Annotated in this window: 19 protein-coding genes; 9 read left to right on the top strand and 10 right to left on the bottom strand. The window is 60.4% G+C overall.

All coding sequences use genetic code 11. The features are described 5' to 3' along the window. Position 1: 1 nt before the first annotated feature. The 8 genes from GQ59_RS21880 to bglB all read right to left on the bottom strand — a co-directional run bounded on the left by GQ59_RS21880 (position 2) and on the right by bglB (position 8,879). Positions 2–1,072, bottom strand: coding sequence for a Gfo/Idh/MocA family protein (locus GQ59_RS21880; RefSeq protein WP_037084996.1), 1,071 nt, complete (start codon positions 1,070–1,072; stop codon positions 2–4). After that, entirely contained in the window at positions 1,069–2,091 is a 1,023-nt protein-coding gene (locus GQ59_RS21875; protein WP_037084995.1) for a Gfo/Idh/MocA family protein, read from the bottom strand. Before GQ59_RS21875 ends, GQ59_RS21880 begins: the two co-directional genes overlap by 4 nt. A gap of 5 nt (positions 2,092–2,096) precedes the next feature. Next, positions 2,097–3,353, bottom strand: coding sequence for a Gfo/Idh/MocA family protein (locus GQ59_RS21870; RefSeq protein WP_244448025.1), 1,257 nt, complete (start codon positions 3,351–3,353; stop codon positions 2,097–2,099). Between the two features lie 35 nt (positions 3,354–3,388). Further along, positions 3,389–4,483 carry an ABC transporter ATP-binding protein gene (locus GQ59_RS21865; RefSeq protein ID WP_037084991.1) on the bottom strand — a complete coding sequence of 365 codons (1,095 nt, stop codon included), beginning with the start codon at positions 4,481–4,483 and terminating at the stop codon, positions 3,389–3,391. A gap of 12 nt (positions 4,484–4,495) precedes the next feature. After that, positions 4,496–5,413 carry a carbohydrate ABC transporter permease gene (locus tag GQ59_RS21860; RefSeq protein WP_037084989.1) on the bottom strand — a complete coding sequence of 306 codons (918 nt, stop codon included), beginning with the start codon at positions 5,411–5,413 and terminating at the stop codon, positions 4,496–4,498. Next, a complete protein-coding gene (locus tag GQ59_RS21855; RefSeq protein ID WP_037084987.1) occupies positions 5,394–6,287 on the bottom strand; it encodes a carbohydrate ABC transporter permease in 894 nt (297 codons plus the stop codon). The genes GQ59_RS21860 and GQ59_RS21855 overlap by 20 nt, the downstream gene beginning before the upstream one ends. Before the next feature lie 72 nt (positions 6,288–6,359). Beyond that, positions 6,360–7,643 carry an ABC transporter substrate-binding protein gene (locus tag GQ59_RS21850; RefSeq protein WP_037084985.1) on the bottom strand — a complete coding sequence of 428 codons (1,284 nt, stop codon included), beginning with the start codon at positions 7,641–7,643 and terminating at the stop codon, positions 6,360–6,362. A gap of 117 nt (positions 7,644–7,760) precedes the next feature. Continuing rightward, a complete protein-coding gene (gene bglB, locus GQ59_RS21845) occupies positions 7,761–8,879 on the bottom strand; it encodes a beta-galactosidase BglB (protein WP_037084983.1) in 1,119 nt (372 codons plus the stop codon). Between the two features lie 190 nt (positions 8,880–9,069). On the opposite strand from bglB, the gene kdgR reads away from it, so the two are divergent. Continuing rightward, positions 9,070–9,864, top strand: a complete 795-nt coding sequence (gene kdgR, locus GQ59_RS21840) for a DNA-binding transcriptional regulator KdgR (protein ID WP_037084980.1) — start codon at positions 9,070–9,072, stop codon at positions 9,862–9,864. Positions 9,865–9,911: 47 nt separating this feature from the next. Here kdgR and GQ59_RS21835 read toward each other — a convergent pair whose 3' ends face one another. Further along, positions 9,912–10,673 carry an SDR family oxidoreductase gene (locus GQ59_RS21835; RefSeq protein ID WP_037085144.1) on the bottom strand — a complete coding sequence of 254 codons (762 nt, stop codon included), beginning with the start codon at positions 10,671–10,673 and terminating at the stop codon, positions 9,912–9,914. A gap of 335 nt (positions 10,674–11,008) precedes the next feature. On the opposite strand from GQ59_RS21835, the gene GQ59_RS21825 reads away from it, so the two are divergent. Next, on the top strand, positions 11,009–11,896 hold the full coding sequence (locus GQ59_RS21825) for a helix-turn-helix domain-containing protein (protein WP_174459631.1): 888 nt from the start codon (positions 11,009–11,011) through the stop codon (positions 11,894–11,896). Between the two features lie 48 nt (positions 11,897–11,944). Here GQ59_RS21825 and GQ59_RS21820 read toward each other — a convergent pair whose 3' ends face one another. Then, on the bottom strand, positions 11,945–14,101 hold the full coding sequence (locus GQ59_RS21820; RefSeq protein ID WP_037084973.1) for a TonB-dependent siderophore receptor: 2,157 nt from the start codon (positions 14,099–14,101) through the stop codon (positions 11,945–11,947). A 341-nt stretch (positions 14,102–14,442) separates the two neighbouring features. Between GQ59_RS21820 and GQ59_RS21815 the strand changes: the two genes are divergently transcribed. The 7 genes from GQ59_RS21815 (at position 14,443) to GQ59_RS21785 (ending at position 22,797) form a co-directional block, all read left to right on the top strand. Beyond that, positions 14,443–15,423 (top strand): iron-siderophore ABC transporter substrate-binding protein, encoded by a 981-nt coding sequence (locus GQ59_RS21815; RefSeq protein ID WP_432762603.1) that lies wholly within the window; start codon positions 14,443–14,445, stop codon positions 15,421–15,423. Then, positions 15,420–16,463 (top strand): FecCD family ABC transporter permease, encoded by a 1,044-nt coding sequence (locus GQ59_RS21810; RefSeq protein ID WP_037084970.1) that lies wholly within the window; start codon positions 15,420–15,422, stop codon positions 16,461–16,463. Before GQ59_RS21815 ends, GQ59_RS21810 begins: the two co-directional genes overlap by 4 nt. Continuing rightward, complete coding sequence (locus tag GQ59_RS21805) at positions 16,460–17,500, top strand: FecCD family ABC transporter permease (RefSeq protein ID WP_037084968.1); 1,041 nt, start codon at positions 16,460–16,462, stop codon at positions 17,498–17,500. The genes GQ59_RS21810 and GQ59_RS21805 overlap by 4 nt, the downstream gene beginning before the upstream one ends. Further along, complete coding sequence (locus GQ59_RS21800) at positions 17,497–18,324, top strand: ABC transporter ATP-binding protein (protein ID WP_037084966.1); 828 nt, start codon at positions 17,497–17,499, stop codon at positions 18,322–18,324. Before GQ59_RS21805 ends, GQ59_RS21800 begins: the two co-directional genes overlap by 4 nt. Then, positions 18,321–19,385: a DUF2218 domain-containing protein gene (locus GQ59_RS21795; protein ID WP_037084965.1), complete on the top strand. Its 1,065-nt coding sequence runs from the start codon at positions 18,321–18,323 to the stop codon at positions 19,383–19,385. The genes GQ59_RS21800 and GQ59_RS21795 overlap by 4 nt, the downstream gene beginning before the upstream one ends. Positions 19,386–19,604: 219 nt before the next feature. After that, positions 19,605–21,125, top strand: coding sequence for an ATPase domain-containing protein (locus tag GQ59_RS21790; protein WP_051904123.1), 1,521 nt, complete (start codon positions 19,605–19,607; stop codon positions 21,123–21,125). Then, on the top strand, positions 21,109–22,797 hold the full coding sequence (locus tag GQ59_RS21785; protein WP_244448024.1) for an ATP-binding protein: 1,689 nt from the start codon (positions 21,109–21,111) through the stop codon (positions 22,795–22,797). The genes GQ59_RS21790 and GQ59_RS21785 overlap by 17 nt, the downstream gene beginning before the upstream one ends. The last annotated feature ends 117 nt before the right edge of the window (positions 22,798–22,914 follow it).

Raw genomic sequence — 22,914 nt, 5'->3', positions numbered from 1 at the left:
TTCAGACCGGCAGCCAGCCTGCGGCGAGGGGGTGGTCCGCGGAAAGCGGCAGGCGTACGATCCGGCCTTCCCTTGCCGATGCGTAGATGGCCGTAACAAGCTCGATCGAGTGATAGCTTTCCTGAAGCGACGGCAGGTAGAGGTCAGGTTCGCCGGTAAGACGTGCATGGACATCTGAGAATAGTCCCGGAAATCGTGGCCGGACGTCGGGTAGATCTTGAGTTGCCGCGTCGATCTCGGGCTGCCGCGATGCGTCGGTGGCGTCGAACTTCCACGGTCCTGCCCCTATCTGATAGGGTTCCGTGCCCGACGTGACGGTGACATGCTCGAAACACATCCTCAGCCGCGAACTGTTTCCGGCGGCACCCAAGGTGATTGAGGACGTGATCAGCGCCCCCGTTGCAGTGCGCATCGAAAGCACGGCACAATCTTCGGTCTCGATCGGATTGACGCGGGTATCAAGGAAGGCAGCAACCTTGACGACATCTCCCACGAGATGAGTCGCCAGATTGTGGATATGACATGCATGACTGACGAGCACGCCGCCGAGCTCGCCTTTCCACGTGCCCCGCCAGCGCTCTGCGTAATAATCGGATCCGCGTTGCCAATGTGTTTCCAGTGCCACCACGTAAGGCCGGCCCAGGAGACCCCGGACCTTCAATTCATGTGCTGCCCGATAGCCGGCGCCATAGCGATACTGGAATACGGGAAAGACCTGCCGCCCCGTTCGTGCGGAAAGCTCAGTGATGCGGCGCACCTCGGTTATTGAACCGGCAAGGGGCTTTTCGCAGACCACATGCTTTCCTGCTTCCAGTGCGGCAAGCGTCATCGACGCATGCAGTTGCGGCGGCAGGCAGATGTCGACCAGATCCACGGAGGGGTCGGAGAAGACCTCGTTGATGTCGGAAACGACCCGGCTGCCCGGAGCCTGCTGCGCCGCGTCCTCGGCGCGAGCCAGGTTGAGGTCGCAGACGTAGCGGACGTCGAAAAGATCGGCCAGTTGCGCATAAGCGGCGATATGCGCCTTGCCTATACCCGCGCCGATCACGGCGACACGGATGCGTTTCGTCATCGGTCTAATTTCTCTTCGGCGATGAGTTGCGCCTGCAGTCCCAACCGGGTTGCAAGCAACGCATGGGACTGGGCCATGGCCGTCTCGGTGCGCCTTTCCACATCGGCAACCAGGCGGGCGAAGAAGGGCTTTCCGGAGCCTCTCGCCTCGAAACGCTGCACGCCCGACTTATCGACGACAAAAACGTGGTCCTGACCGTCGCGACCGGCGATATCGATGTATTTGCGCAGCTCGATATAACCTTCCGTCCCCAGAATGGTCATCCTGCCGTCGCCCCAGACAGGAAGACCGTCCGGCGTCAGCCAGTCGACGCGGGCGTAACCACGCCCGCCATTGCCCTCCAGCAGCACTTCGCCGAAATCTTGAAATGCAGGCCGATCCGGATTTGCGACATTGGTCACATGGGCGGAAACAATGCGGGCCTCGGTCGATCCGGTATAATGGAGGAACTGGTCGAACTGGTGGGCGCAGATGTCGGCAAGAATCCCGCCGCAGCGGGTCCGGTCCCAAAACCAATCCGGCCTGAGATGGGCATTCAGGCGATGCGGCCCAAGGCCAACCGTTTGAGCCACCTTGCCGATCCGACCCTCAGTAATCAACTGATCCGCCAGAGTGGCGCTCTCGACTGAGACGCGTTCCGAAAAGGACACGACCCAACGTCGCCCGGTCTCCCCGACGGTGCGTTGGATGTCTGCCAGCTGTTCCAGGCTGGTGCAGCCGGGTTTGTCGACCAGAACGTCCTTGCCGTGCGACATCGCTGCCACCGCGACGTCAGCGCGCTCGCTGTTGATCCCGGACAAAAGGACAAGGGAAATGCTTTCGTCGTCGAGGATGGCCTGCATCGAGCGGGCGGGCAGATCCGGATAGGTTTCCTGGAACGTCTTGCGGACTGTCTCCGGGGTCTCCTCGCCGGTTGTCCATGCAACGAGCGTGACGCCGGCATCCAGCATGCCGTTGATCATCCCGTAGATATGTCCGTGGTCGATGCCGATGACGCCGATGCGAAGGTTGAAAGCCATGGGAACTACCTGTTCAGGTGGATGCCGCGAGCGCGAAGCATCGATTGTATGTTGACCAACGAGCCCGTTTCGATGGAAGCGTTGGCGGCGATGCCGGTCAGGATGGACCAGGCGCCGGCGACATGATCGGAGGCACGGCCGTAGGGGTCGGGCTGCATGCTTTCCGGATCGAAGATATACCCCAGCATGACCGGATCCGCGCCGCCGTGATCCCCTGTTGCCTTCGGAACGGCAAGCTGGCGGGGAGGCTCGCCGGCCAGGTGAAGTTCCGTGGTGATCGCATCTTCATCCGCATGGGCGCGTTTACCGCCGAACACCCCGTGGACCTCGACATGGCGATGGGTGATGTCGCCCTTGGTACCCTGAAACTTGATTTCCAGCCCTTCCCAGGGGGAATAGGCAGTCAGGGTGTAATTGGCGGTGACGCCCGAGGCGTAGCGGATATGCGCCTGCATCGTATCCTCGATGCCGATCTCTTCATCGAATACGCAAAGGTCTCGGAAATAGCCGTCTTCGTGCTCAGCCTCCACGTAGAGTTTGCGCAGGTTTTCGTCGGCTGCAAGGTCGAGCCGGAAATCGCACTTGTGGGCCACGGGACAGTCGCTGCAGCGTGGCCCACGGCCCGCGAGACCAAGGTCCACCGCCGTTTCCGGCCGATAAAAGACGCGCCGGCCGGAGGCCAGGACTTCCGTCGGCGCGGTTCCCAGCCACCAATTGAGAAGATCGAAATGGTGGGTCGATTTGTGGACCAGGAGCCCGCCCGAATTCTCCTTTTGGCGGTGCCAGCGGCGGAAATAATCTGCACCGTGAACCCGGTCGAGGTGCCAGCGGAAATCGACCGCCGTTACCGTGCCGATCGCTCCCGATGAAATAAGTTCCTTGATCTGGGTGCGTGCCGGCGAATAGCGGTAGTTGAAGGTCACGGTGACCTTTCGGCCGGTGCGCGCCTGGGCATCGACGATCTGCTTGAGACGGCTGAGATCGATTGTCAGCGGCTTTTCGCAGATGACGTCGCAGCCGGCCTCGAAGGCACGAACGATGTAATCGGCATGCAGGAAATCAGGCGTTGCGACGACGACCGTATCCGGCTTCTGTTCCGCAATCAGCCGGTCGAAATCGGCGGCGAGGTAGGTGGCGACACCGTTCGTTCCGGGCTTTGAGGCCGCTTGGGCCGCTTCGCCGAGACGATGCGCGTTGCTATCGCAGAGTGCAACAATCTCATGTCTGTCGGCATAATCTTCAACAACGGAATTGCGGAACATCTGATGCCGTGAACCGCATCCAACAATGGCGATCTTCACTGTGCTTGGCTTTCTTTCTGGGTGGGTTCGATGCGTTTTCCTGCGCCATCGAAATAGTGGAGGTCGGAGAGGTCGAAACCGATGGCGACCGGATCACCCATTCGGTAAGGCGTCCGTCCATTGTCGCTGGCCAGCAGCACCTGGCCTGAAGACAGGGTGATATGCAACAGGGTCTCGCTGCCAAGGTATTCCACCAGCCGGATCGTGCCTTGGCCTGTGACATCGCCATTGCCGATGCGTAGAGACGAAGGCCGCACGCATAAAGTCAGGGCCTGATCGTCGGTCGGAAGCTCGGCGATCGCAAAATCGGGCATGCCGGCCACCGATACCACGGTCCTGCCCGCTTCGCGCGTCGCTTTCGCCTGCAGCATGTTGATCTTCGGAGAACCGATGAAACCCGCCACGAAGAGGTTTTGCGGTCGCGTGTAGAGTTCCTGGGGCGTGCCGAGCTGCTCGATCTTGCCACCCCGCAGGACCACGATCCGGCTTGCCATGGTCATCGCTTCCACCTGGTCATGGGTCACATAGATCATGGTGGTGCCGAGGCGGGCGTAGAGCGAAGCCAGTTCCGCCCGCATCTGCACGCGCAGTTCCGCGTCCAGATTGGAAAGCGGCTCGTCGAACAGGAAAAGCTGCGGTTCGCGCACGATCGACCTGCCGATGGCGACGCGTTGCTTCTGGCCACCCGAAAGCTGGCGCGGCTTGCGGTCCATAAGCTGCTCGATCTGCAGGATACGCGCGGCGTCTGCCACCCGCCGCTCCACCTCGGAGCGCGATACCTTGAAGTTCTGAAGGCCGAAAGCCAGGTTCTTTCGCACGCTCATATGCGGATAGAGAGCGTAGCTTTGAAAGACCATGGAAAGCTCACGCTTCGAAGCGGGCAAATCGTTAACGACCTTGCCGCCGATCGAGATCGTTCCTTCGGTGATGTCTTCGAGGCCCGCGATCATCCGCAGGAGCGTCGACTTTCCGCAGCCCGATGGGCCGACGAGAACAAGAAACTCCCCGTCGTGGATGTCCAGATTCAGCCCCTGGATGATGGACAGCGCTCCATAGCGCTTGCCGACGTTTCGAAGCGTCAATCCTGCCATGCGTCTTGTTCCCTATTTCATTCCGGAGGTGGCGATGCCGCGCACGATGAGTTTCTGGAACAGGACGAAGAAGATGACGACCGGGACCAGTGAAAGAACCGACATCGCGAACATCTGGCCGTAGGCGGACTGCCCTTCCTGATCAAGGAAGAGGCGAAGCGCCAGTGGCACGGTGTAGCTCTTGATGTCGTTGAGGTAGATGAGCGGGGCGAGGAAATCCTCCCAAACCCAGATCAGCGAAAAGATCGCCGCCGTGCCCATGGCTGGCAGCGAAAGCGGCAATATGATTGCCCAATAGATCTTGAAGGGCGAACAGCCGTCGATCATGGCGGCTTCGTCCAACTCACGGGGCAGCTGCCGAAAGAACTGCACCATCAGAAAGATGAAAAAGGCATCGGAGGCAAGGAAGCGCGGCACCACCAAAGGAAGATAGGTGTCGACCCAGCCGAGATTCAGGAACTGAACATATTGAGGGATGAGAACCACGTGATAGGGGATCATCAGGGTCATCATCATCAGCGCGAAGAAGAAGCTGCGCCCGTTGAAGTTCAGCCGTGCGAAGGCATAGGCCGCGAACGAGCAGGAGACCAGATTGCCGATCACCGACAGGCCTGTGACGATTGCCGAGTTCACGTAGAAGACCGTGAAGGAAATCGGCAGGGCGTACCAGCCTTTCGTGTAGTTCTCGAACTGAAACTCGGAAGGCCAGAGCGTCAGGCTGCCGAAGATCTCGTTTTCCGGCTTGAAGGAGGAAGCGAGCAGCCAGAACAGCGGATAGAGCATGACGCATGACACGATGATCAGGAAGATATGCTTCAGGATCCGGCCGTTGCGGTCTTGTCTGTCGCGCTTCAGCCGCAGCTGGTGAGCTACGCGCGCGGCCTCGTCCATCTGGATTGCGAGCTCCAGCTCAGTCGCGCTCGTTTTCATAGTGCACCCAATATTTGGAAGTGAAGAAAGCGATCGCGGTAAAGGTCGCTATGATGACCAGCAGGAACCAGGCAAGCGCCGATGCATAACCCATGCGGAAGAATTTGAAGGCCTCGTTGAACAGGTAGACCGTATAAAACAGGAGGCTGTCCGCCGGAGCGCCGGTGCCGTTGGAGATAATGAAGGCGCTGGAAAAGGTCTTGAAGGAATCGATGGTCTGCAGCACCAGATTGAAGAAGATCACCGGAGCAAGAAGCGGCAAGGTGATGCGGGTGAATTGCCGCCAGCCGGGCGTCCCGTCGATTTCCGCCGCCTCGTAAAGATCGCGCGGTATGCCGCGCAGGCCCGCCAGAAAGATCAGCATAGGCGAGCCGAACTGCCACATGGCCAGCACCACCAGCGTATAAAGTGAGGTATCGGGATCGGTGATCCACGAGGCTCCCTGAATTCCCACCATCGCCAGAACCTGATTGACGACGCCATCGGCAGCGAAAAGCTGCCGCCACAGGATGGCGATGGCAATGGAAGCGCCGAGCAGGGACGGCAGATAGAAGATGGCGCGGTAAAGGCCGATCGTGCGCAGACCCTTGTCGAGCAGCATCGCGACGCCGAGAGCCATGATCAGGCGGGCGGGCACAGCCAGGGCGACATAGGTAAACGTCACTTCCAGCGCTTTCCAGAAGCGCCGGTCCCGCGTGAACATGTATTCGTAATTGCCCCAACCGATCCATCGGGGCGCGCTCACCATGTCATAGCGGGTGAAGGAAAGATAAAGCGACGCAAGAATCGGCCCCAGGGCGAGCAGGAAAAATCCGATCAGCCATGGAAGAAGAAACACATAGGCCGGCGCATTGCGGGCAAAAAAACGTTTCATCGAAACGACCTTGTTGTCGGAAGAGAAGCCCCGGCGGCAGGCGCCGCCGGGGCCTTGATATTCCCGCGCCGATTACTGGGCGCGTTCGATGATTGCCTGGGCATCCTCGATGAAGGTGCTGGCGGCTTTGGCGACTTCCACCTTGCCAAGCACGACATCGGTGCCGATACGCATGAAGGCGTCTCGTACCTCTCCCGCTCCCTTGGGGGCGGGTACCGGCAGCGGGCCCACCTTGCTCTGGATAGCCGTGAAATAGTCGACGGAGAGCTTTTCGACTTCCGTGAGCTTCGGGGCCAGCGCTGCGCGGATTTTCGGCGAACAAGGAATACCGCGTTCGAGACCAAGAATGCCGGTAATCTCAGGATCGTTGACCCAGGCGTTCATGTAGGCAATTGCGGCCGCCGTATCCTTGGCGTCTCGGCTGAGGGACAGGAACATCGAGGGCTTGATGAACTGGCCAGGCTTGCCGCCCGCCTTGTGGGGCACCATGGCAGCGCCGATCTTGTCCTTTGCCACAGCCTGGATGCCGACCAACTGATTGGACCAGTAGTGGGACATGGCGGTGTCGCCGACGGCAATACCCGACTCGGCGATCGGCGGATCGAGGATGACGGTCTTGTTCTTGTCGCGAACAACCCCCGCCTTGCGCAGATCGGCCCACATCTGCCACCAGCTGGTGACGTCGCCGGCTGTCGCGGTGACCTTGCCGTCGGGGCTGTAGAATTCCCGACCGTTCTGGCGCACCCAGGATTCGAAGGTCTCGATCATCAGGGACAGATCGTCCGACCCCTTCATCTTGCCGCCGGACTTGGCGGTGATCTTTTCGCACGCCTTGGCAAAGTCGTCCCAGGTCCAGTTGATCAGGTCTGCATCGATACCCGCCTCCTGGAAGGCGCGCGTATTGTGGACCATGACCTGGCTGTTCGAGCCGATGTTGAGAGCATAAAGCTTTCCATCGACCTTGCCGCCGTCAAGAGGCCCCTTGTCGAAATCGGCGATCATCAGGCTCTTGCCGACGAATTCGTCGAGGGGCTTCAGCGCCCCGCGATTGACGTATTCGAACAGGAACCGGTAGTCCATCTGCACGAGGTCGGCCATGTTCCGGCCTGCAGTCTGGGTCGCCATTTTAGTCCAGTAGTCGCCCCAACCGATCGTTTCGCCGGAGACCGCGATCCCGACGTTCTTCTTCTGGAATGTGTCGATGACGGCAAAGGTGCGCTTGTCGCGCTCGGGATTGCCCCACCAATAGTGGCGGATGGTGCGATCGGCAGCAAACGCCGGCATGGCCGGAAGTGCGGCAGCGGCGGCAGTCGCTCCCATGGTGCCCAACAATGCTCGTCTCGTCAGTTTGGTCATTTCGTCCTCCTCCTTCTAACCCGTATCGCCTCTCGGGCGCCGGATGCGGTTGTTGATGGCTTGTCGCATGCCGGCTCCTCCTGCCGGACACGCCCCATTCTTCCTCGGCGCAGCTTTCTAGATGAAGCTGCGCAAAAGCTCGGTTAGGCAGAGCATCGCCATCGCCTGCCCGTAAGGCATGGATGTCAGCTTGATCTGCCGGTAGAAATCGAGATCGCTGCCCATCGCCGTCCCGAAAGAGACCTGCTGGAGCTCTCCCTCGGGGCTGATATTGTCGATCACGCCTTTCATGGCCTGCTCGGCTGTTTCCAGATACTCGGTGCCCAGATACCGCTTGCGTACGCCCTTCATCAGGCCATAGGCGAAGCCGGCGGTCGCCGAGGCTTCCAGGTAGCTCGACCTATCATCGATCAGCGTGTGCCACAGGCCCGATGGGTGCTGGTGGAGTTTCAGCGCCGCTGCCTGCCGGCCGAGCAGGGACACGAGATGGCGGCGAAGGGGGTCGCTTTCGGTAAGATCCAGGAGTTCGATGAATTCCGGAATGGCGATCGTGATCCAGCTATTGCCGCGTGCCCATCTCGCGCGGGCAAAATTATGATTGCCGTCGAACGTCCAGCCGTGGAACCAGAGGCCGGTCTGCGTGTCGCAGAGATATTGGGCGTGGACCAGGAACTGGTATTTCGCCTCTTCCACGAACTCCGGCCGTTTGAGCACGAGGCCGATTTTGGCAAGCGGCAGCACGCTCATCATCAGCGTGTCGTCCCACATCTGCTGATCATTGACGCTGTTATAGACGATATGCTGGAGCCCACCTTCGCGGGTACGCGGCATCTCGTGCATCACCCATTCGGCCCATGTTTCCAGGTAGGGCCGCCACCGAGCATCCCCGGTGAGTTCATAGAGATGGGCAAGCGTCAGAAACGGTGCGACCGTGTTGATGTTCTTTGTGGGGGTACCTTCAGCAAGCCGGGCTTCAAACCAGTCGACGATGATGTCCATCACCTTCTGATTGCCGGTCAGCTGCCAATATTTGAGAAGGCCGAAAAGCGCGACGCCGTGGGTCCATTCCCAGCCCGCCCAGCCCTTGGTGTCGATCACCCGGCCGTCATCGAGGCGCAGGAGGAACTCACCGGTGCGATCCTCGATATGGACGAGGTTGTCGATCAGCCGATCGATGAGACCACAGACGTCGCTGCGCTGGATCAGGTGTTGCTTTTGCCGCAGCAGCGGATGCATGCCGGCCGTCCTCCCAAAAATATTCGGAACGTTATTCCGGATTTTAGGAAATCACACTCCTTGCGGCTTTTCAACCGGGTTTTTCTGTGCATTCTGATTGTGAAGCAGAGAGGTGCCCATCTCCATCCTTTATCTTGACACAGCTTTGTGCAAATTCCAGAATATCATTTCGAAAAAAATAGAACATGCTATGTCAGAGCTGAACCCAAAAACCGAAAATGTTGCCGCCGTTCTAAAGGTCTTCGCCGTGATGGAGGCCTTGGTCGAGGGGAAGAAGGTGAGCCTCGCCGATCTCGCTCAACGCGCCATGACGTCGAAGACCACGGCGCATCGGCTGCTGCAGACCATGGTTGAGCTCGGCTATGTGGAGCAGGATGCGGAGACGGAAAAATACGGACTGACGCTGAAACTTTTCAGCCTCGGCGCTCGATCGCTAACCGAGCAGACGGATCTGCTGCGTGTGGCGGACCAGGCGATGGGAAAGCTCTCCCGGGTGACCGGCGAGTCCGTCAATCTCGGCATTCTCGATGATCGGGACCAGAAGGTCGTCTACATTCACAAATACGATTCCGCCTACAGTCTCTCGATGAAATCGACGCTCGGGCTGCGTAATCCGCTGCACAGCACCTCGCTTGGGAAGGCGCTTCTTGCATGGCGCGACGACGACGAAATCCGGGAGCGGATCGGCAAGATGGAGCTGACGAAGCTCGCGCCGCGCACCATCACCGATCCGCAGGAATTGTTTGCCCAATTGCAGATGACCCGCAGTCGTGGTTTTGCCGAGGAGGTGGAAGAGAGCGAGGCGGGGGTGCGATGCATGGCGGCGCCGATCTTCAACTATCTCGGAAAACCGATCGCCGCGATGTCGATTTCCTTTCCGATGTTCCGCTTCGATGAAAGCCGGAAGTCCGAATATGTCGACCTCCTGCGCACGGCAGGGCTCACCGCTTCCGCCGGGCTCGGTTACCAGCCCACAAACAACTAGCGCCTGGTAAGTTCAATGCCGGCCAGACATCGCGGAAGCGAGGCGGCTCAAAGAGCCGCCAGAATGCCGCCATCGACGTAGAGCACTTGGCCGTTGACGAAATCCGATGCCGGAGAAGCCAGAAAGATCGCTGCACCCGAAAGTTCCTCCGGCTTGCCCCAACGAGCGGCGGGCGTGCGGTTCTTCACGAAGGCGTCGAATGTGGGATCCTCCATCAGCGCGCGGTTCATCTCTGTCGCGAAATAGCCAGGGCCGATGCCGTTGACCTGAATGTTGTGCCGGGCGAACTCCGTCGCCATGCCGCGGGTCAGCATTTTCAGTGCACCCTTCATGGTCGTGTAGGGCACGACGGTCTTGCGGCCGACCTCGCTCATCAGCGAGCATATGTTGATGATCTTGCCGCCACCGCGTTCGATCATGCCGGGCAGCACGGCTTGCGAGGGAAGCACTGCGCCCATCACATGGGTGTCGAACATCCGCCGCCAGGTTTCGGTGCCATGCTCGAGGAAGGGCGCACGGATCTGAACGCCGGCATTGTTGACGAGGATATCGACCCCGTCGAGGCCTGCGAACGCAGCCTCTGTCTCTTCGGCCTTGGTGATGTCGCAGACCAGCCCGCTGGCCTGGTACCCCTCCGTCTTCAATTGGCTCACGGCCGCGGAAAGCGTCGCCTCGTCGCGCCCGTTCAGCGTGACCCGGGCTCCGGCGGACGCAAGTCCGCGTGCCATCGCAAAGCCGAGGCCCCGGCTCGAGCCGGTGAGGACGGCATGGCGCCCGTGCAGGTCGAAAAGTGGATGTCGGACGTTCATCGAAAATTTCTCCCGCATGGCCTGAATACCGGGAAGGGTATCCATGATAATCGTGACGAGGATCAAGCGCTGGATCAGACCCCGATGCCGACTGACCTGGTTCGCAAAGATCTATCCCTATGACCGGGTGAGGTGGAGGTCGGATACACCCTTTGTCAAGAAGGAAGGTGCCGCCGTCGCGAGGCCGCGGGCTTTGCGGACCTTTACTATCCGTCTGGAGACTTTATATACCTGACCGTGATTATCATATTAATAGATGCCACCTGAGCAAGCTGGTCGCGACGCCTCGTGGCGGGTTCGGTGTTTCTAATGGCAGATGGCGAAGGATTGCGGCGTTGAGTTATTGGCATTCCATGGCTTGGCATACGGAGGGTATAAAGGTTGTCGCTCCGGTCAAGTGGCGTCGTTTCGACGGGTTGGTCAGCGTCTTCTGGGAAGCGGAAAGCCAGTCGGGCGCCACCGGCTATTATTTGGCGGACGACCCGCGCATCATGATTTTCTTCAATGACGTATCGTCTCGAATTCGCATGTCGAACCAAGACGGCTCGCAGCACTACCGTCCGATGACCCGCGCCGTCTATGTGCCAGCCGGCGTTCCGATGTGGACCAGCAGCGAAACCAAGCACCGCTTTTCGCACCTCAACCTGCATATGCATAGGGATCGGTTGCTCCGGTTCCTGTCGCCCTCGGTTGGGGCCTCCGCCGCTCTGGCCGCCGTGCGCCGGCCTGTGGAGCTTCAGGATGTCGGTGCCATCGAAACGCTGGCGGGTCTGCTGGTCGACGAGATATCCAGCCCGTCAAGGCACGCGGTTTATGGCGAAAGCCTCGTGGGCAGCATCGTCGCTGGTCTTCTCGACATACCCGACCATGAAGCCGAAAAAGCCAATGGCAGGCTGACCCAGGCACAGATGAACAAGTTGGTGTCACGAATCGACGGCTTGAGCGACAGCCGCCTGACGGTTGCCGAAATGGCTGCAACCGTCGGCCTCTCGGAGAGCTGGTTTGCCAATGTATTCAAACAGACCACCGGTAAAACGCCGCTGCAGTGGCAACTCGCCAGGCGCATCGACCTGGCGAAAAGTCTGCTCGTTGAAAGCGATCTGGCCGTCGCCGAGATAGCGGCCCAGCTGGGTTTCACCGACCAGGCACATTTGACGAAGGCGTTCAGGCAGATTGCCGGCGATACGCCTGCGGCCTGGCGCCGGATGCGACAAACCCACTAGGCCAGGAAACTGTCATGCCCGGTATGTTTGCCGGGCATGACAGGTGCGCTACCAGGTCTGGCGCAGCGTTGCATAGATTGCGCGGCCGGGATTGTAGTAATAAGCGCCGCCGTCATCGTTGGCGATATGCTTCTCGTCGAACAGATTGCTGGCGTTAAGCTGGAACGTCGTGTTCTCCTGGATCTTGTAGGTGAAGGCGGCGTCGAAGACGATGGCTCCGTCCGACTTCCGGGTATTTGCGTTGTCGAAATAATACGAACCCGTATAGCGGGCACCGACACCGAACGTCATATCGCCGCGGCTTCCATTGCCCTCTATCGTGTAAGTGCCCCATACCGAAGCCAGGTGCTCCGGAACCTGCGCGAAGCGCTTGCCATCATAGGTGCCGCCGTTCTCGACGATATTTGAATCGATATAGGAATAGGATGCGATGAGGTTGATGTTGTCGGTGACTTCCGCCTTGGCTTCGAGATCGATACCGCGATGCCGGATCTTGTCGACCGTCGCTGGCAGGTACGTTGGAGGTTCGTAGGTCGTGATGTTTTCCATCGTCAGATCGTAGATGGAGGCAGTGAACAGGGCAGGGAAGGCATCCGGCCGATACTTGATCCCGGCTTCATACTGCTTGCCAACCGTCGGTTCGTTGCCCGTAGTTGGCGGCGCAACGGATTCGGCATAGCTGACATAGGCCGCCAGTTCTTCGGTGATCTTGTAACTCAGGCCGAGGCGTTTGCTGAGTTCGCTGTAGTCACCCGACGCCGTAGTGCCCGCAATCCGGTTTGTTTCTCTCAGGTCGAGCCAATCATTGCGAAGGCCGACGCTTGCTGTCAGCTTGTCGAAGAAGATCAGGTCCTGCTGGACGTAAACGGCCTTTGTTGTCTGGTCGTTCGTCCTGCTGGTGACGAGCGGAATGGAGCCGGGCACACCTGAAGGGACTGGGCTCTGCCAGTCGATGCCGGGCGCCGTGCCACTCCAGATCGGCGGATACAAAGCATAGCTTTTGTTGTCGGTTTTGATCTTGTTGTGATCGATTCCAACCAGAGTACGACTTTCCACCTGATCGAAGCTCGCCTCATAGAGCAGATGCGCGTCGATGACGAACTGTTGGTTTGAACCCTTCCCGCCGAAGAAAATACGGTCCACCACGGTATCGGCCGGGTCGTTAGCACCCAACGTATCGTAAATATAGGCGTATCCGAATCCGGTATCCGACTTGCTGTAGCGCGCGTTGGAATTGAAGGTCAGGCCATTCCCGAAATCGTGGTCGAGCATGACACTGTACGTGTTCCTGTTCGTCGTATCGTAGTTGTAGTCCGGCTCGCCGAAGAAACGATCCCTGTCGAGATTCGTACCCCGCGGATGGCCGCCGCCGCTGGGCGTGCCGTCCTTGTCGAGGTGATCAAAGACGAATGAAAGGCTTGTCGCAGCCGTGGGGCGCCAGGTGAGGCCGCCCATGATGAAGTTTTCGTCATCCTGCGAATAGTCGTATTCGGCGTCCGACCGCTGCAACTTGCCGGTCAGGCGGTATGAGAGTGTGTCATCCTCGGTGATGTTGTCGCCGAAGTCGAAACCGGCCTCCTTGTGATTGAAGGAACCGCCGGTGCCATAGATCTCGCCGAAACGCTCGCTTTTCGGCCGCTTGGTGACATAATTCACCGAGCCGCCGGGATCGGAAACCCCGAATCCCGTGGAGTTGGCGCCCCTCAGCACCTCGATGCGCTCGAGGGCATAGGGTTCTTCCCGAATTCCGCTCCAGGTTCTACCTACGACCAGTCCGTCTCGATATGTAAAGGGCGTGAAACCGCGGATCTTGAAATAGTCGTAGCGATCGTCCGAACCGTAATAGTCCGTAACCACGCCGGCGGTATATTGCACGACCTGCTCCACGCTGTCCGCGCCGCGTTCCCGGACTTCCTTGGACGTGATGACCGAGACCGAAGCGGGCGTTTCCAGGATATCAGCAGGCATCTTGCCAACGCCGGTCGTCTTCGTCGCGACGATCGACTTCGAATCGTTGTCGGTATCGAGGCCGGCGCCGCTGCCCTGGATGACGATCGGTTCGAGTGTCGTATCGGCGGTCGCATTTTCCTGGCCAAGCACAATGGTCGGCGTGAAGGCGACAAGCGCCGTGCAACCCAGAAGGACCGCATTCCGATAGCGGATAAGGGCCTGTCTCGAGCGAGCGCTTGTTCTTTCGTTGTCCATATTCACGTTCCAGAAGTTGATTGGGCGAGAGATCGCCGAGACTGATGCCAGGTCTGGGGGAATCATCGAACGACATCCTCGCAACCCGCCCGCGAGGGATCCCTCCCGGTCATGCGGCCGCAATGGCTTGGTCTGATATGCCCCGGGACGGCTATTAACTTGAGCATGTTTATCCAGTATTGTAAATTCTCCGCGCTTTGTAGGATCCCACGGAAATCTCAGTGCTCTTGTCGGTACAGGCGTGGAGGGCGGTTGACGGGGCTCCCTTAACCTGAAAGTGGAAGTCCACTTAAAATCTGCGGAGTTCGACGATGCTGCGGTTATTGCTTTCGGCCGTGAAAATGACGGCGATATGCATCTGGATTGTTGCGTTCGGCGCCGCCGGGGCAGGCGCCCGGGCGGCCGAGGGAACGATATATCCCGTCACCATCAAGCATGCGTTCGGCACGACGATCATTCCGCAAAAGCCGGTGCGGGTAGCGACAGTCGCCTGGGCAAATCATGAAGTGCCGCTGGCGCTCGGTGTCGTACCTGTTGGCTTTGCCAGGGCCAATTTCGGCGACGATGACGGCGATGGGGTATTGCCTTGGGTAGCCGAAAGGCTGGCCGCGCTCCACGCCGGCAAACCGGTGCTTTTCGACGAAGGGGACGGCATCGATTTCGAGGCGGTGGCCGCCACGAGGCCCGATCTGATCCTGGCGTCCTATTCCGGATTGAGTCAATCGGAATACGACACGCTGAGCCAGATTGCCCCGGTCGTCGCCTATCCGGAAGCGCCGTGGTCGACCGACTGGCGTGACATGATCCGCTTGAACAGCGCCGGCATGGGCATGGCCACGCAAGGCGAGGCATTGATCGCCAAGATCGAAGCCGACATCGCCAAGGTGGTAGGCGGGCATCCTGAGCTTCAGGGTAAATCGGCGATGTTCATTACCCATCTGGATGCGACGGACCTGAGCACCGTCAACTTCTATACGACGCACGATACCCGGGTGAGGTTCTTCGAGGATCTTGGCCTGAAATCGCCCAAGAGCGTCGTTGAAGCTTCGAAGGCCGGAAAATTCGCCGGCTCTGTCAGTGCCGAGCGCATCGATGTCTTTGACGACGTGGATATCGTCGTCACCTATGGAAGCCAGAAGCTACTCGATGCGCTGGCGGCGAACCCCTTGATGTCGAGAATGCCGGCCGTGGACAAGGGCGCACTCGTCATGCTGGGGCGCAACCCGATCGGCACCGCGGCAAATCCGACACCGCTATCTATCTCGTGGGTCTTGAAGGACTATGTGGATCTGCTTGCGGAAGCGGCCAGAAAGTCCAAATGACGGCCGGTATCATACGATCGTTCTTGCCGGCGCTCGTCTCTCGACGTTCGAACCGGGCCCGCGGCCTCTGGCTGGCCGGATTGGTCGTGGCCCTTTCCGGCTTCTGTGCGCTCTCGGTAACGACCGGCACCCGCGAAGTGGGCTGGAGCGATGTCGTGGCGGCGCTCGCGGGGCAGGTCGACAGCATCGGCCAGGCGGCGGTGAGCGTGCGTATCCCGAGGACGGTACTTGCCGTACTTGCCGGAGCCGCACTCGGGCTTGCCGGAGCGATCATGCAGGGCGTGACCCGCAATCCTCTTGCCGATCCGGGCATTCTGGGCGTCAATATGGGAGCATCGCTGGCCGTCGTGACCGGCGTCGCCTTGTTCGATATGTCCTCCGCGCAGGCCTACATCTGGGCTGCGATCCTCGGAGCGGGGTGTTCGGCAGTTTTCGTTTACACGATCGGATCGCTTGGGCGTGGCGGGGCAACCCCGTTGAAGCTCGCGCTGGCCGGAGCCGCAACGTCGGTTGCCTTCTCCTCCATGGTGATCGCCCTGGTGTTGCCGCGCGCCGATATCGCGGGCGGCATCCGCTCCTGGCAGATCGGCGGTGTGAGCGGAGCGACCTTTGAACGCATTGTTCCGGTGCTGCCGTTTCTTGCCGTCGGTTTCGTGGTCAGCCTTCTGTCGGCGCGAAAGCTGAACTCGCTGGCTTTGGGCGACGACGTGGCGGCAGGACTTGGGGAGCGCGTCGCCGTTGCCCGCGCCGTCGCCTCATTCGGCGCCATCTTGCTGTGCGGGGCAACAACGGCAGTTTGTGGGCCCATCGGCTTCCTCGGACTGGTCGTGCCGCATGTCTTCCGCCTGCTGGTCGGGGTCGATCACCGGTGGTTGCTGCCGTTTTCCGCGCTCGGCGGCGCTTGCCTGCTGCTGGCGGCGGATGTCGTCGGGCGTATCGTCACCAGGCCAGCCGAGATCGAGGTCGGGATCATCACGGCCCTCGTCGGGGCGCCGTTCTTCATCTGGATCGTCAGCCGGCAGCGGGTTCGGGAACTGTGACAGCGCTTTCCCCAACCATCGATCTCCTCGTTGAAAACCGCCGCCGCCGGGCGCGCCGGCACGTTTTCGTGATCGCCATTCTGCTGGCTATCATGGTCGCCCTCTTTGCGGTGACCTTGTCGCTCGGCCAGTCCTTCACGCCGCCCGGGGACGTGATCCGCGTCCTGCTCGGAGATGATGTCCCAGGCGCTGCCTTTACGGTCGGCAAGCTGAGGCTGCCGCGCTCGGTCCTTTCCGTTCTCGCCGGACTGGCCTTTGGGCTCGGCGGCGTCACGTTCCAGATCATGCTGCGCAATCCCCTTGCCAGCCCGGACATCATCGGGATCACGTCGGGCGCAAGCGCTGCGGCCGTGTTCGCCATCGTTGTCCTGTCGTTGAGTGGGCCGATCGTTTCGGTCCTTGCTGTTGTCGCCGGCCTCGGCGTGGCGCTGCTGGTCTACGCCCTGTCATTCCGCGATGGAGTGGCGGGAACGCGGCTCATCCTCGTCGGCATCGGCATCTCCGCCATGCTGGAAAGCATCGTCGGTTATATCCTCTCCAGCGCTCCTGCCTGGAACCTTCAGGAAGCAATGCGCTGGCTGACCGGCAGCGTCAACGGAGCGCAGCTCGGCCAGGCGCTTCCACTTCTTCTGGCGCTGGTGACGTTCGGCGGGCTGCTGCTCGTCCGGACACGCGAGCTGGAGGCGCTTCGCCTGGGTGACGACACGGCCGCGGCCCTGGGGGTCAAGGTGGCAAGGACCCGGATGCTGGTTATCGTCGCAGCCGTCGGCATGATTGCATCCGCGACGGCGGTGACGGGGCCGGTTGCCTTTGTGGCCTTCCTGTCAGGACCGATCGCCTCCCGGGTCGTCGGACGCAACGGATCGTTGCTGATACCGGCGGCGTTGATCGGAGCGATACTTGTCCTGGGCGGTGATTACGTCGGTCAATTCCTCCTGCCAGGCCGTTATCCGGTGGGCGTGGTGACCGGAGCACTGGGCGCTCCCTATCTGATCTATCAGATCGTGCGCGCCAACCGGATGGGAGGCTCGCTATGACTATTCATTCTCTGACCGCCAGCCGGCTTTCGGCCGGTTACAGCGATGTCGAAATCCTGCATGCGCTGGATCTTGCCGTGCCGCCCGGCAAGATTACCGCTGTCGTCGGTGCCAATGCCTGCGGCAAGTCCACGCTCTTGCGCACCATGTCCCGGCTCATCTCGCCAAGCCAGGGGCATGTGTTGCTGGACGGCAAATCGATTCACCGTGTCCCATCCCGGGAGCTGGCCCGGACACTGGGGTTGCTTCCCCAGTCGCCGATCGCCCCGGAGGGCATTACCGTCGCCGATCTCGTCAGCCGTGGGCGGCATCCGCATCAAAGCCTGTTTTCACGTTGGACGCGCAAGGACGATGAAGCCGTCGAGAGCGCGCTCACGGCAACCAAGACCGTCGAGCTTGCCGAGCGGCCGGTGGACGAGCTTTCCGGTGGGCAGCGTCAGCGCGTCTGGATCGCCATGGCGCTGGCGCAGCAGACCGACGTCCTGCTGCTGGACGAACCGACGACGTTTCTCGACATCAATCACCAGGTCGAAGTTCTCGATCTGCTGACGGATCTCAACCACGCGCGGGGAACCACGGTCGTCATGGTCCTGCACGACCTCAATCTTGCGGCGCGCTACGCGGACTACCTCGTCGCGATAGCCGAGGGACGCGTGCATGTCGCAGGCGCGCCCGAGGACGTGCTGACGGAAGAGAACGTGCGGCAAGTCTTCGGGCTCGAGAGCCGCGTCATTACCGACCCGACATCGGGCCGGCCGATCATGCTGCCGATCGGTCGCCATCGGATGGCGGAGGGGCAAGATTTAAAGGAGAACCGGTCATGAATGCAGTTCAGCCGCTCAGGTTGTCAGGCATTGCGCTGCCAAAGGATGCCGAACGCATGCTCGACGAAATCTGCGAGCACTTTGTTGAGCATGCCGACGTGCAGCGAAGCGAGAACCATGCCCTGCTGAAGAGCACGAGCAGCACCACAAGCATTCGGCTGGCAGACAGCAAGCTCCTGATCGAACTGGCATGCGAGTCGGAAGCGGCGTTGCAACTGAATCGGACGATGATTGCGGAACACCTGTTTTACTTTGCAGGGGAGGATCCGTTTGAATTGACGTGGTCGGAGCATTCGTCCCTCGCAGTGCTGCCGAATATTCACGAGGTGTCGGTTGTCTCGGCGGAGGATGTGACCCCTCACATGCGGCGCGTGAAGTTTACCTGCGCCGATGTCGCACCGTTCCTCGGCGGCGACATGCACGTTCGCCTTCTAGTCCCCCCGAAGGGAAGGCAGCCAGTATGGCCGGGAATCCGCCAGGACGGTCGCGTCGCCTGGCCCGAGGGAGAAGACGAGATTCTGGTCCGCATATACACGATCCGCGCCGTCGATATCGAACGCCGGGAATTGTGGATCGACTTCCTGCAACATCCGGAAACCCACGTTGCGACACCCGGAGCCGACTTCGCCCGCGACGTGCAGCCCGGAGAAAAAGTAGCGCTGCTCGGGCCCGGAGGCGGCAGTCTTCCGGCAGCACAGTCCATTCTTCTGGTCGGCGACGAAAGTGCTCTTCCAGCCATCGCCCGGATCGCAGCCGAAGTGGCGCCGGGCACCCGGATGCAAGCTATCATCGAAGTGCTGGATGAGGCGGAGGAACAGCCGCTTCCGTCAGCGGGTTCATTGGATGTCCGCTGGCTGCATCGGCGGAGTTATGCGGCCGGAGCGAAAGGCATTCTTGCCGAGGAGGCCAAGAAAGCGATCACTTCCATCGACGACGAGACCTTCGTCTGGGTCGCCTGCGAAAAGGAGGATGTGCGTTCCATCCGCGCCTTCCTGAAAAGTCGCAGGCCCGACAAAAAGAAGATGTATGTGGCCTGGTACTGGGAACGACATTCCGCCTAACCCCCGGTGTGCCGGGCGATCCTTGTTCGCATTTGTCGCGCAGGAGGCGGTTGGCCACCGATATCACCGCCGACGGGTAAAGCCGCTCTGCGAACTCGTTCCAAGAGGCGACTAACGGGGCACGTCGAAGCTGCCGGCACGCTGCTGGCCGCCCTCTTGAGGCTTGTCCTCCGCGATCTATATGAACTTGCTCAAGGGTTTCCACTGCAAAGGTTGAACATGACAGAACGGTTCGAAGAGGCGGAGTTTATCGACCCTGCGCGTATATCGAGCGGCGTGCCCGGTCTCGATACGATCCTCGACGGCGGCCTCGATGAAAACCGGCTTTATCTTTACGAGGGCCGACCTGGGACGGGGAAAACCACGATCGCCCTGCAATTTCTGCTCGAAGGTGTCCGCCAGGGAGAGCAGGTGCTTTACATCACACTTTCCGAGACGGAACGCGAACTGCAGCTTGTCGCCTCCCGTCACGGCTGGTCCCTCAAGGGATTAGAGGTATTCGAGCTCGTCCCTCCGGAAACAACGCTCGATCCCGACCGCGAATTGACGGTCTTTCATCCGGCGGAAATGGAGCTCAACGAGACGACGAAACTCATTCTCGATCGCGTCTCCGAACTTAACCCGAAGCGCGTGGTCATCGACAGCCTTTCGGAATTGCGCCTCCTCGCGCACAGTCCCCTGCGTTACCGGCGCCAGGTCCTGGCACTGAAGCACTTCTTCGCCAGCCGGCAGTGCACGGTCATTCTTCTTGATGATCTGTCGTCTCAACAGAACGATCTGCAACTCCATTCGATTTCGCACGGGGTCGTGCTGCTGGAGCAGTTGGCGATCGACTTCGGCGCCGAACGGCGTCGCATGCGGGTCGTCAAGATGCGTGGCATCAAGTTCCGCGGCGGCTACCATGATTTCACGATCGAGAAGGGCGGTCTCCACATTTTTCCGCGCCTCATCGCCGCGGAGCATCATCAGGCTTTCGACGACGCGTTCACCTCCAGCGGGAACAAGGAAATCGACGACATGCTGGGCGGCGGTCTTGAGCGGGGTACCAACGTCCTGTTTCTGGGTGCCGCCGGGGTGGGAAAGTCGTCACTTGCCTTGACCTATGCCTTGGCGGCGGCGGACCGCGGCGAACATGCCGTCATTTATGCCTTCGACGAAGGGCGTGGAACGCTGCAGGCGCGGGCCAGGAATTTGGGTTTCGATCTCCAAACCCACCTGGATAGCGGGTTGATCCGGTTGCAGCAGATCGATCCCGCAGAACTTTCCCCGGGGGAGTTCACCGCCAACGTCCAGAAAAGCGTGGAGGTCGACGGGGCGCGCGTCGTCGTCATCGACAGTTTGAACGGCTACATGAACGCGATGCCGGACGAGCGTTTTCTGATCCTGCAGATGCATGAACTGCTGACCTACCTTGGCCAGCGTGGCGTACTTACCATCCTTGTCCTTGCTCAGCATGGGCTCGTAGGCCCGCTCGAAGCTCCGCTCGACTTGAGCTATCTCAGCGATTCCGTCGTCATGTTGCGATATTTCGAAGTGCAGGGGACCGTGCGCCGAGCGATATCCGTCGTGAAAAAGCGAAGCGGCAGGCACGAGCACAGCGTGCGCGAGTTCAACCTGTCCGACAACGGCATAAGGCTCGGGCCGCCAACCTTGGAGTTCACCGGCGTGCTGGCCGGCTCGCCGCACTTTTCAGCCGCTCCTGTAACGAGTTCAGCAGACGGAAATGATGGCGCCAAGTGAAGACCAACCCGAACCCGTTATTGTCTTTGCACCGGTCGGCAGAGATGCAGCCGCCTCCGTCGGCTTGCTTAACCGGAGCGGCATCGCGGCAAAGACCTGCGACGATCTTCAAAGCCTTGTAGCCGCGTTGCAGGCCGGTGCTGCGGCCGGGTTCATTGCTGAAGAAGCCCTGTTTGGACAAGACGCCAGCCTCCTGTTCAAATGGGTTGCGGACCAGCCGCCATGGTCGGATCTTCCCTTCATCCTCCTGACCAGCCGCCAGGAACAGGCCGCTATCGAGGCGTGGCGGCAAAGACTGATCAACTCCTTGCGCAACGTGGCTCTCCTGGAACGGCCGGTCCAGGCCCAGACCCTTGTCAGCACGATACAATCCGCGCTTCGTGCAAGAGCCCGGCAGTTGGAGTTGCGTGGACTGCTGGCGGAGCGCGAGCAGGCCGCGCAGGAGCTGGAGAAGCAGGTCATATTGCGTACCCAGGAGCTCAAGGCCGCCAATGAGGCCCTGCGCGACCAGATGACGGTGCGTGCGCATGTTGAGGAGAAGCTTCGGCAGGCTCAGAAGATCGAAGCGATCGGTCAGCTGACCGGGGGGGTGGCTCACGATTTCAACAATCTGCTGATGGTCATTTCCGGAGGGCTGGAAATGCTCGACCGCCAGACGGACCCCGCCAGGCGCAAACGGTTGATGGACGGGATGCGTCAAGCCGCCGAACGCGGATCCGGCCTGACACGGCAGCTTCTGGCTTTTTCCCGGCGTCAGGAACTGCAGCCGCAGACGATCGATCTGGCCCGCCAGATCGGAGGTATGCGCGAACTGCTCGACCGCAGCCTGAGGGGCGATGTCCACGTCACGCTCGAATTTTCACCCGACCTGTGGCCGGTCGAGGTCGACGCAAGCGAGCTTGAGCTTGTTGTTCTCAACCTTGCTGTCAACGCCCGCGACGCAATGCCGAGAGGCGGCACGATCGAAATCCATGCTGAAAATCTTCCGCTCCTGGATCAAGGCGGCTCCACGAAAGATTTCGTCACCCTGTCCGTTAGCGACAACGGCTCCGGAATGACCCGAGAGGTGCAGGCGCGCGTGTTTGAACCGTTCTTTACCACGAAGGATATCGGCAAGGGGTCCGGCCTTGGCCTTGCGCAGGTACACGGTTTCGTCCAGCAATCTGGAGGCAAGATAGAACTCCAAAGCGAAGTCGGCCGAGGGACGAAAATAACCCTCTTCCTGCCCCGTTCCTCGAAGGAGCCTCGACCGGATCATCAGCACGTGGATCTGCATGTCGCGCGACGCCCCCCCGCTTCGGCGGGAAGCGTCCTCCTGGTTGAAGATGACGACGAAGTCGCGGCTCTTGTCAGCGAGATGCTGGAAGATCTCGGTTTTCAGGTGGTGCGGGCTGCGACAGCGGCGGCCGCTCTGGGGGCTCTTGCCAACGGGCGGCGGGTCGACGTGGTGTTTTCGGACATCATGATGCCCGGAGGAATGAACGGCGTGGAGCTGGCCAGAGAAATTCGAGCGCGCCGCTTGGACCTGCCGATCCTGTTGACGAGCGGATATTCGGAGGTCACCAAGCAAGCGGCAGAGGCGCAAGGCATCAAGATCCTGCGCAAACCCTATCAATTGGCCGAGCTGTCAGAGGCCCTCAGGGGCGCACTATCCCGGCACGACGTAAATTAATGCCGCCAGAGCCGACAGTTCCTCCCCTTCAGTCGAACGAAGCGACCGCCTCGTCGACCAGGAGATATCCGTCGCAATTCGAGAATCATATTCACGCCGTTTGGGGCCGTCGCTCCA

The sequence above is a fragment of the Neorhizobium vignae genome (genome assembly GCF_000732195.1).
Lineage (GTDB): Bacteria > Pseudomonadota > Alphaproteobacteria > Rhizobiales > Rhizobiaceae > Neorhizobium > Neorhizobium vignae.
This window is presented reverse-complemented; position numbering and strand designations above follow the sequence as displayed.

Bases quoted from the DNA above. Each gene is read 5' to 3' on its own strand.
- GQ59_RS21855 (WP_037084987.1), bottom strand. From the start codon at position 6,287: ATGAAACGTTTTTTTGCCCGCAATGCGCCGGCCTATGTGTTTCTTCTT.
- GQ59_RS21875 (WP_037084995.1), bottom strand. From the start codon at position 2,091: ATGGCTTTCAACCTTCGCATCGGCGTCATCGGCATCGACCACGGACAT.
- GQ59_RS21880 (WP_037084996.1), bottom strand. From the start codon at position 1,072: ATGACGAAACGCATCCGTGTCGCCGTGATCGGCGCGGGTATAGGCAAG.
- GQ59_RS21835 (WP_037085144.1), bottom strand. From the start codon at position 10,673: ATGAACGTCCGACATCCACTTTTCGACCTGCACGGGCGCCATGCCGTC.
- GQ59_RS21810 (WP_037084970.1), top strand. From the start codon at position 15,420: ATGACGGCCGGTATCATACGATCGTTCTTGCCGGCGCTCGTCTCTCGA.
- GQ59_RS21865 (WP_037084991.1), bottom strand. From the start codon at position 4,483: ATGGCAGGATTGACGCTTCGAAACGTCGGCAAGCGCTATGGAGCGCTG.
- GQ59_RS21860 (WP_037084989.1), bottom strand. From the start codon at position 5,413: ATGAAAACGAGCGCGACTGAGCTGGAGCTCGCAATCCAGATGGACGAG.
- GQ59_RS21790 (WP_051904123.1), top strand. From the start codon at position 19,605: ATGACAGAACGGTTCGAAGAGGCGGAGTTTATCGACCCTGCGCGTATA.
- GQ59_RS21815 (WP_432762603.1), top strand. From the start codon at position 14,443: ATGACGGCGATATGCATCTGGATTGTTGCGTTCGGCGCCGCCGGGGCA.
- GQ59_RS21850 (WP_037084985.1), bottom strand. From the start codon at position 7,643: ATGACCAAACTGACGAGACGAGCATTGTTGGGCACCATGGGAGCGACT.
- GQ59_RS21795 (WP_037084965.1), top strand. From the start codon at position 18,321: ATGAATGCAGTTCAGCCGCTCAGGTTGTCAGGCATTGCGCTGCCAAAG.
- GQ59_RS21820 (WP_037084973.1), bottom strand. From the start codon at position 14,101: ATGGACAACGAAAGAACAAGCGCTCGCTCGAGACAGGCCCTTATCCGC.
- GQ59_RS21800 (WP_037084966.1), top strand. From the start codon at position 17,497: ATGACTATTCATTCTCTGACCGCCAGCCGGCTTTCGGCCGGTTACAGC.
- GQ59_RS21870 (WP_244448025.1), bottom strand. From the start codon at position 3,353: ATGTTCCGCAATTCCGTTGTTGAAGATTATGCCGACAGACATGAGATT.
- bglB (WP_037084983.1), bottom strand. From the start codon at position 8,879: ATGCATCCGCTGCTGCGGCAAAAGCAACACCTGATCCAGCGCAGCGAC.
- kdgR (WP_037084980.1), top strand. From the start codon at position 9,070: ATGTCAGAGCTGAACCCAAAAACCGAAAATGTTGCCGCCGTTCTAAAG.
- GQ59_RS21785 (WP_244448024.1), top strand. From the start codon at position 21,109: ATGATGGCGCCAAGTGAAGACCAACCCGAACCCGTTATTGTCTTTGCA.